Raw genomic sequence first — 8,226 nt, forward strand, 5'->3', positions numbered from 1 at the left:
TGTCCGTCGGCTCGACTCTAGGCGGGGCGGAGTGAGCCGCTCAATGCCTGTCCGGCTCACTCGAATACGCGAACGTCTCACCGGGCCGATGGATCACGGCCGACGGTGGCTAGCCTTGCGGCATGGACCTGGTGAGCGATGCGATCTCGGCGGTACGTGTGGGGCGGCCCTCCTCCACCAGGCTGCGCGTGGGCGGGAGTTGGTGCGCCCGGCTCGATCCGTACGAGGGCGCGGGCTTCCACGTGGTCCTGGAGGGAAGCTGCTGGATGCGCACGCGGGACGGCACGGCGGCCGCCCTCAACACGGGTGACGCGGTCCTGCTCCCGCACGGCAGCGGACACGTCATCGCCGACCGCCCGGCCGGCCCGGCCGCCCGCGCCCGGGCCGTCGACTTCGCCCAGTGGTCCCGTCCCACAGCACCCGACTCCCCCTCCGGCGAAGGCGATACGGAGCTCCTGTGCGGCAAGTACCGGCTCGACCGCCGCCACACCCACCCGCTCATGGCCGACCTCCCGGACCTCGTACACATCCCCAACCGGGTCGGCCACCACGCCGAACTGCGCGCCGCCATCGACCTGTTGGGCCGCGAGGTCGGCTCCGCGCACCCCGGATCTGCGGTCGCCCTGCCGAGCCTGCTCGATCTGCTGCTCGTCTATCTCGTACGGGCCTGGATGGCGGACAGCACCACCTCGCGCTGGCCGGCCGCCCTGCACGACCCGGTGGTGGCCGCGGCCCTGCACGCCCTGCACGAGGACCCCGCGGCGAGCTGGAGCAACGAGCGCCTGGCCGACCGGGTCGGCGTGTCCCGGGCCACGTTGGCACGCCGCTTCACCGCGCTGGTCGGCCGCGCCCCGATGGCGTACCTCACCTGGTGGCGCCTCACCCGGGCCGCGGCCCTCCTGCGCACCACCCCGGACGCCCTCGACGTGATCGCCCCACGGGTCGGCTACAGCACCCCGTACGCCCTGTCGCACGCCTTCAGCAGGCAGTACGGCACGACGCCGGGACGCTACCGGGCCGGGCTCACGGCATGATGACGAGCTTGCCCCGGGTGTGGCCGCCCTCGCTCAGCTCCAGGGCCTTGGGGGCCTGCGCGAGCGGGAACGTCTCGGCGTGCCGGATGCGCAGCCTGCCCTCGACGGCAAGCCGGGCGTGCGCCTCGAAGACCGGCACGGGGTCCGCCATGGCCTGGCCGCTGAACGGGACGCCGTGCTCGGCCGCGGCCGTGTCGGCGATGGTGACGATGCGCGCGGCGGTGCCGCCGCGCAGCTCGATGGAGTCGGGCAGCGCGCCCTTTCCGGCCGCGTCGTACACCGCGTCGATGCCCTGCGGGGCCACCTCGCGCACCCGCTCGACCAGCCCGGGACCGTACGCCAGCGGGGTCGCGCCGAGCTCGCGCAGGAAGGCGTGGTTGTCCGGCGATGCGGTACCGATCACCGTGGCCCCCCGGGCCACCGCGAGCTGCACGCCGACCGAGCCGACGACGCCCGCCGCACCGTGCACCAACAGGGTTTCCCCCGCTGCCAGTTCGAGCTGCTCCAGGACCCGCTCGGAAGTCTCGCCCGCGACGGGAAGCGCGACGGCCTGCTCCCAGGTCAGCCCGGCCGGCTTGGCCACGACATGGGTGGCCAGCGCGTACTCGGCGTAGGCGCCGGTGTCCGCGTGCCCGAACACCTCGTCGCCGACCGCGAACCCGGTGACGCCCGGCCCCAGTTCGTCCACGACGCCCGCGAGCTCCAGGCCCGGTACCGCCGGGAAGGTCACCGGGAAATTGTGCCGCATCCAGCCGTTGCGGATGCGGTAGTCGACCGGGTTGACGCCCGCCGCGACCACCTTCACCCGGACCTGGCCGGGGCCCGGCCGGGGCTTGTCCACCTGGCCGAGGGCCAGCACCTCGACGCCGCCGAACCGCTCGTAGACGATCGCTTCCATCACAGCACTCCTCGCATCGCTCACCACGTCGTGTCCGGCGTGGTGGATCCAGCCTCCGCCGCCTCCCGGCCCAACCCGGCCCGCCTTACGGCCGGTTCGACCTGTCCACAAGGCGGGGCGCACCCGGCCGGGGCGACCGTACGCTGGGACGATGGAGCCCCGCACGAGCCGCAGTACATCCCCGGACGCCACTCCGGCCGCCGCTGGTACGCCGTCCAGGGCGGACGCCGCGTTCACGACGGACGCCGTGTCCATGACGGACGCCCTGCGTGCGGTGGGCTCCCCGTCCACGGCGGATGCGGCGTGCGCGGCGGATGCGTTGGCTGCGGACGCGGGGTCGGCTACGGAGGCGGCGTCCTTCGCGGGCGCGGCCGCCTCCGCGGAGGCGAGGCCCGCCGACTCCACGGGAGCGAGGTCCGCCGCCTTCGCGCTCGCACGCGCCGCGGAGCTGGTGCGCGGGCCGCTGAACGAGATCCTGCCGACCCTTTCGGCGGCCCTCGCCCCGCTGGTCGCGCACACGGTCGTCGCCGAACTGTCGGGCCAGTGCGCACACTCCCCGTTCAAGGTGCACCTGCCGCACGGTGACGCGGGGACGGCCCCGCGGATCGCCGTCGCCGACCTCCAGGCCCTCGGCCCCCGCGTCACACCGGGCCACCCCTGGCAGGGCACCGCCGTGCTCGGCGGCGAGGAGCGGGCCGTGGTGGCGCTCGCCAGCGAGGCCGCCCCGATGGCCGGGCAGCCGCCGCTGCTCGTCCTCGTACGCAAGCCGTCCGGCGGCCTGCTGACGGACGCGGACGCGGCGGTCGCCCAGCAGCTGTGGGACCTGGCGACCGGACACCGGGCCCGCCTCACCTCCGAGGCGGTGCCGGGCGCCCTCGCCCAGTCGCGCTCCACCGCCGCCGAACGGGCCCGGGTGATCGCCGAGCTCGGCGAGGCCCACGAGACCGCGCTCACCGCGCTGCTCGGCGTACTGCGCAGCAAGGGCCTGGACGACCGGGAGGCCCGCTCGCGCGCCGTCGACGTCGCGGTGTCCGCCCTGGTCGCGGTGCGCGCCGAGGCCGACCGCAACCAGGAACTCACCGAGGAACCGGCCGCCGAGGCGTTCGCCCAACTCGCCGAATCCCTCAAGCCGTTGCTGCGCCACAGCGAGGTACGCCTCGAATTCGCGGCCCCGGAGGCGGAGACCGCCGAGACCTCCCTCGCGGCGGACGTCGCCCACCTCGCCCGCGCCGCCGTGCGCGCCGTCGTCCTCGCCATGGCCGGGCAGGAAGGGGTGCGCCGCATCCACGTCCGCTGGCGGCTCGCCGACTGCCAACTCGTCGCCGCCGTACGGGACGACGGGCCCGGCGACCTGCCGCGCGCGGCCCTCGACACCCATCGCGTGGCCCAGCGCCTGGCCGCGCTCGGCGGCACCCTCGCCGTGGACGCGCTGCCCGGCTGGGGCACCACCGTCACCGCCACCCTGCCGCTCGGCACCGCCCCGGGGCCGCGCCTCGACCCGCTGTCCGAGCTGCACCCGCGCGAGGCGGAGGTGCTCGGCCACCTCGCCCGGGGCCACCGCAACCGGACGATCGCCCAGGAGCTGCACATCAGCGAGTCGACGGTGAAGTTCCACGTCGCGAACATCCTGGCCAAGCTGGGCGTGAGCTCGCGCGGGGAGGCCGCGGCGATGCTGCACGCGGTGGCGTGAGCCGCCTCGGGATCGCCGGTGCCGGGCGCGGACGACCGTGCCGGAGCCGCAGTGGGACCGCTGCCGATACCGGGCGCGGGGCAACCGTGCCGGAGCGGCTGCGGGGCCGATGTCAGTGCCGGGTGCCAGACTCGATCGCGTGAACGAACGGTGGGCCGTCGAAGCGACCGAGGGCGGCGGGGCACGGCTCACCCCCCTCGGGGACGACGGGCTGCCCGTGGGCGCCGTGCGCCAGGAGGCGGACCTGGTCGCGGCGGTCCGGAGCCGCCCCGAGGTCGGCCGCTGGGTGTGGCGCTCCACCGCCGGGATCTACCCCCGGCTGCTCACCGCCGGCGTCCGGGTCGAGAGGTGCTACGACATCGAGGACGCCGAGCTGCTCCTGCTCGGCCACGAGGGCCGCTCCGGCGAGCCCCGCTCAGCGGCGGCCGCCTGGGCCCGCCTGCACCACAGACCCGTCCCGGCCGACCCGCCCCCGAGGGCGGCCGAACCGGGCTCGCAGTCCTCGCTCTTCGAGCCCCAGCACAGCGCGGGCCTGCCCTTCGAGGCGCTGCTGGAGGTGTACGCGGACCAGCAGCGCCGGCACGACCGCACCGAGCACCCCGGCCGGATGCGGCTGCTCACCGCGTCCGAGTCGGCGGGGATGCTGGTCGCCGCCGAGATGAACCGGGCGGGCCTGCCGTGGCGTGCCGACGTCCACCGCGCCCTGCTCCAGGGCCTGCTCGGCGAGCGCTATGCGAGCGGCTCGCCCCGCACCGGGGGCGGCGGCGAGCCGCGCCGCCTCGCCGAGCTCGCCGACCAGGTGTCGGCGGCGTTCGGCCGACGGGTCAGACCGGATCTGCCCGCCGATGTGGTGAAGGCGTTCGGCGAGGCCGGCATCCGCCTCAAGTCGACGCGGCGCTGGGAGCTCGCCGAGCTCGACCACCCGGCCGTGGAGCCCCTGATCGAGTACAAGAAGCTGTACCGGATCTGGACCGCGCACGGCTGGAGCTGGCTGCAGGACTGGGTGCGCGAGGGCCGCTTCCGCCCCGAGTACACCCCGGGCGGCACGGTCAGCGGCCGCTGGACGACCAACGGCGGCGGCGCCCTCCAGATCCCCAAGGTGATCCGGCAGGCGGTCGTCGCCGACGAGGGCTGGCGCCTGGTGGTGGCCGACGCCGACCAGATGGAGCCGAGGGTGCTGGCCGCCATCTCCCGCGACCCCGGCCTGATGGAGGTGGCGGGACACGACGGCGACCTGTACACCTCGCTGTCCGACCGGGCGTTCTCCGGCGACCGCGAACACGCCAAACTGGCCCTGCTCGGCGCGATCTACGGCCAGACCTCGGGCGACGGCCTGAAGAACCTGGCCGCCCTGCGCAGACGCTTCCCGCTCGCCGTGGCGTACGTGGACGAGGCGGCCAAGGCCGGCGAGGAGGGCCGCCTCGTACGCACCTGGCTCGGCCGGACCAGCCCGCCCGCAGCGGGCGCGGGCGAGGCCGACGAGGCGGGCATCCCCCAGGAACAGGAGACCCAACTCGCCACATCCGGAGCCGAGTACACGCCCGGCTACGCCTCCAGCGACGCCCGGGCGCGCGGCCGGTTCACCCGTAACTTCGTGGTGCAGGGCAGCGCCGCCGACTGGGCGCTGCTGCTGCTCGCCGCCCTGCGGCAGGCGATCGCCACGGCCGGCCTCCGGGCCGAGCTGGTCTTCTTCCAGCACGACGAGGTGATCGTGCACTGTCCGGCCGAGGAGGCCGACACCGTGACGAAGGCGATCCGCGAGGCCGGCGAACTGGCCGGCCGGATCGCCTTCGGCACCACCCCGGTCCGCTTCCCCTTCACCACGGCGGAGGTGGAGCGCTACTCGGACGCGAAGTAGCGCCACCCACAGGCCAGTTGGCCCCATCCGGGCACAGGACGGACCGTACGGAGCGAGGGCGGGCGGCGCGGGCGGTCCGGGTGAGGACGGCTCGTCCGGAGCGAGGCCGGGCGGCGCGGGCGGTCCGGGTGAGGACGGCTCGTCCGGAGCGAGGGCGGGCGGCCCCCACTCGCCGAGGCAGGCGGACAGCTCGGCGACGTGTCGCACCCGGCGAGCCGACGACCTGCCCGTGGCCGCCGGTTTCAGCAGCATCTGCACAGAGCCCCCTCCAGGCCCCCGCAGCCCCGCCCGTATGCTCTCGACGTCCCATCGCCCCGCCGCCTGCCGACCAGGAGTGCACGATGCTCAACGCCCGGATGCCCACAGCCGCGTCGGTCCTCACCGCCGTCGCCGCCGTCGCCGCCGGCGCGCTGCTCCTGGGTTGCTCGGCCCACGTCGAGGTCGGAACGTCCGCGCCGAAGCTGTCCGCCGACAAGGTCGCCGACACCGTCGCGGAAAAGCTCGCCGCCACCACGGGTCAGCCGAAACCACACGTCACCTGCCCGGGGGATCTCGTCGGCAAGGTCGGCACCACCATGCGCTGCACGCTCACGGGAAGCGACGGCAGGACCCTTGGCGTGACGGTCGACGTCACCTCGGTCAGCGGGAACAACGTCAACTTCGACATCAAGGCCGACGACAAGAGTTCGCCCGCCCCGAACTAGGCGCCCCTACAACGCAGTTGACCCCTGGGGGACAACGGCGCCACGGCATGACGGCACGGTACGAGCGCGTACCGGCGGATCACCGCAACGGGGGCGTCGGCCTGGCCGGCGCCGAACGGCCGACGAACGCGGAGGCACGGCTGATGGCAGGAACGGAACCGGGAAGCGGCACGGCAGCCGAACCGGTGGCCATGCGTCTGAACCAGATACCCGGCGACGTCGGGGGCTCCCAGGCTCCACCGAGCCCGCCGGGTGGCCAGAAGCTGGTCTCCACCCCGGCCCAGAAGCAGGCGGCGGCCAACGCCATCGAGCAGCACATCGAACCCGACACCCGCAAGGCCGGGGATTACGCGGACACGGAGACCAATACCGCGGTCTCGGCCCTCCACGGAGGGTGGCACACGTCCGGTGCGCTGAAGAAGGCGCATGCGGCCTGGGGGACGCAGGTCACGAACCTGATGAACATGCTCGGCGCCGACAAGGCGGCGCTGCGCAGCACCACCAACACGCTGCAGACCACGGACTACCACGCCGCGGCGCACTCGGACGCGGTGTCGGTCTTCTCCGGATACTGACCGGTCGACGTCACGCCCCGGGAGCGGGGCTCGGACTCGGGCGCGGACTCAACGCGCACCCCCAACCCTCCAACCCTCCATCTACCAACACCCAACACCCAGACACCCAGACGGCTTGGCGAAGACAACGGGGAAACCATGCCGACCTACCACGAGATCCTGACCACCGACCTGTCCGCGCTCACGACGGCCGCGGAGCACTGGGACGGAATGGCGGGCGAATTCCACCAACAAGAGACCGCCTACCAGCGGGACGTGCACGGCATCACCCTGAGCCCGGGCTGGTCGGGGCTGAGTGCGGAAGCCGCGAACGGGCGCTTCGACGCCACGCTCAAGCAGTTCCAGGCCGCGCAGGTCGAGGCCAAGGCGATGGCCTCCCTGCTGCGCGAGGCGCACACGGACTTCACCGATCTCCGCAAGAAGCTGGAGTCGGCCCGCGCGGACGCGGTCAAGGCGGGCATGGCCGTCTCGGAGGGCGGCTCGGTCTCGTACGACACCACGCATCTGACCGAGGGAGAACGCGGCGCCCTGCACCACGACCCCGACTATCAGGAGTCGGTGCGCAAGGCGGTCGCTTCCTGGCAGGCGGAGATCGACCGGATCGTCAAAGCTGTGAACGACGCCGACGCCGACGTGGAGAACGCCCTCACCCGGGTGGTGATCGACTCCGACATCAGTGACGGAACGCTCACGGGCTTCAACGGCCGGGCCCACGGAGACACCAAGACGTACGAGGACGAGGCCAAGCGCGAGGCCGCCCGGACCAAACCCGACGGATGGAAGTCCGAGGGCAAGACGGAGGCGTCCGGGCCCGGTGCCGGCGCGAGCGCGAAGGGGCCGGACCTCGGCGCCGGCGAACTCGGCGAGGTGGAGGCCCACGCCGATCTGGGCAGCGCCGCCGCCGAAGGCTCGCTCACCCGAGGCCACTGGAAGCTCGACGGAAAGGCCGACGCCTACGCGGGCGCCAAGGGCTCTGCCGGGGCGAGCTTCTCCGAGACCGGCGTCGACGGCGAACTGAACGCCTTCGTGGGCGGTGAGAGCTCGGCCGAGGGGGGCGTGAGTTACGGGCCCGCCGGCGTCACCGGGCAGGCCGACGTCATGGCCGGCGCCGAGGCCAACGCCAACGCGGGCGTCGACAAAGAGGGTTTGCACCTGGGCGCCGAAGCCTTCGCGGGCGTCAAGGGCAGCACCGAGGTCGGCGCGGACCTCGGAGGGATCTCGGCAGGTGCCACCGCGGGAGGCTGGGCCGGCCGCGGCGCCGAGGCGAAGCTGGACTTCGGCAAGAACGAGGAAGGCGTGTGGAAGTTCAGCGGCAAAGTCGGGCTCTCTCCCGCCCTCGGCGGGGAAGTGGGCGTCGACTTCAGCGTCGACCCGGGCAAGGTCGTCGACACCGTGGGCAGCTTGGCCGACGCCGTGGGTGATGGGGCGGGTTCGTTGGGGCACGCGTTCACCCGTGTCTTCTGAGCC

At 73.9% G+C, this 8,226-nt stretch carries 7 protein-coding genes; 6 read left to right on the top strand and 1 reads right to left on the bottom strand.

Annotation, left to right across the window (positions count from 1 at the left end; translation table 11 throughout):
• The first annotated feature begins 122 nt into the window (after positions 1 to 122).
• Positions 123 to 1,034: an AraC family transcriptional regulator gene (locus IE267_RS16135; protein ID WP_189763681.1), complete on the top strand. Its 912-nt coding sequence runs from the start codon at positions 123 to 125 to the stop codon at positions 1,032 to 1,034.
• Here the strand turns inward: IE267_RS16135 and IE267_RS16140 are convergent.
• Positions 1,024 to 1,932, bottom strand: a complete 909-nt coding sequence (locus IE267_RS16140) for an NADP-dependent oxidoreductase (protein ID WP_167159000.1) — start codon at positions 1,930 to 1,932, stop codon at positions 1,024 to 1,026. The two genes, IE267_RS16135 and IE267_RS16140, sit on opposite strands and share 11 nt — an antisense overlap.
• Positions 1,933 to 2,083: 151 nt before the next feature.
• Between IE267_RS16140 and IE267_RS16145 the strand changes: the two genes are divergently transcribed.
• From IE267_RS16145 to IE267_RS16165, 5 genes are all read left to right on the top strand, one after another.
• Positions 2,084 to 3,622 (top strand): helix-turn-helix transcriptional regulator, encoded by a 1,539-nt coding sequence (locus IE267_RS16145; RefSeq protein WP_229861213.1) that lies wholly within the window; start codon positions 2,084 to 2,086, stop codon positions 3,620 to 3,622.
• Positions 3,623 to 3,761: 139 nt separating this feature from the next.
• Positions 3,762 to 5,480, top strand: coding sequence for a bifunctional 3'-5' exonuclease/DNA polymerase (locus tag IE267_RS16150; RefSeq protein WP_189763682.1), 1,719 nt, complete (start codon positions 3,762 to 3,764; stop codon positions 5,478 to 5,480).
• A gap of 341 nt (positions 5,481 to 5,821) precedes the next feature.
• The gene (locus IE267_RS16155) at positions 5,822 to 6,184 is read left to right on the top strand and encodes a DUF4333 domain-containing protein (protein WP_229861214.1); all 363 of its coding nucleotides are present in this window, start codon (positions 5,822 to 5,824) and stop codon (positions 6,182 to 6,184) included.
• A 47-nt stretch (positions 6,185 to 6,231) separates the two neighbouring features.
• Complete coding sequence (locus tag IE267_RS16160) at positions 6,232 to 6,759, top strand: hypothetical protein (RefSeq protein ID WP_229861216.1); 528 nt, start codon at positions 6,232 to 6,234, stop codon at positions 6,757 to 6,759.
• Positions 6,760 to 6,897: 138 nt separating this feature from the next.
• Positions 6,898 to 8,223 carry a hypothetical protein gene (locus IE267_RS16165; protein ID WP_189763683.1) on the top strand — a complete coding sequence of 442 codons (1,326 nt, stop codon included), beginning with the start codon at positions 6,898 to 6,900 and terminating at the stop codon, positions 8,221 to 8,223.
• Positions 8,224 to 8,226: the final 3 nt, after the last annotated feature.

The organism is Streptomyces xanthochromogenes (assembly GCF_014650455.1).
GTDB lineage: Bacteria > Actinomycetota > Actinomycetes > Streptomycetales > Streptomycetaceae > Streptomyces > Streptomyces xanthochromogenes.

Bases quoted from the DNA above. Each gene is read 5' to 3' on its own strand.
- IE267_RS16135 (WP_189763681.1), top strand. From the start codon at position 123: ATGGACCTGGTGAGCGATGCGATCTCGGCGGTACGTGTGGGGCGGCCC.
- IE267_RS16140 (WP_167159000.1), bottom strand. From the start codon at position 1,932: ATGGAAGCGATCGTCTACGAGCGGTTCGGCGGCGTCGAGGTGCTGGCC.
- IE267_RS16145 (WP_229861213.1), top strand. From the start codon at position 2,084: ATGGAGCCCCGCACGAGCCGCAGTACATCCCCGGACGCCACTCCGGCC.
- IE267_RS16155 (WP_229861214.1), top strand. From the start codon at position 5,822: ATGCTCAACGCCCGGATGCCCACAGCCGCGTCGGTCCTCACCGCCGTC.
- IE267_RS16160 (WP_229861216.1), top strand. From the start codon at position 6,232: ATGACGGCACGGTACGAGCGCGTACCGGCGGATCACCGCAACGGGGGC.
- IE267_RS16165 (WP_189763683.1), top strand. From the start codon at position 6,898: ATGCCGACCTACCACGAGATCCTGACCACCGACCTGTCCGCGCTCACG.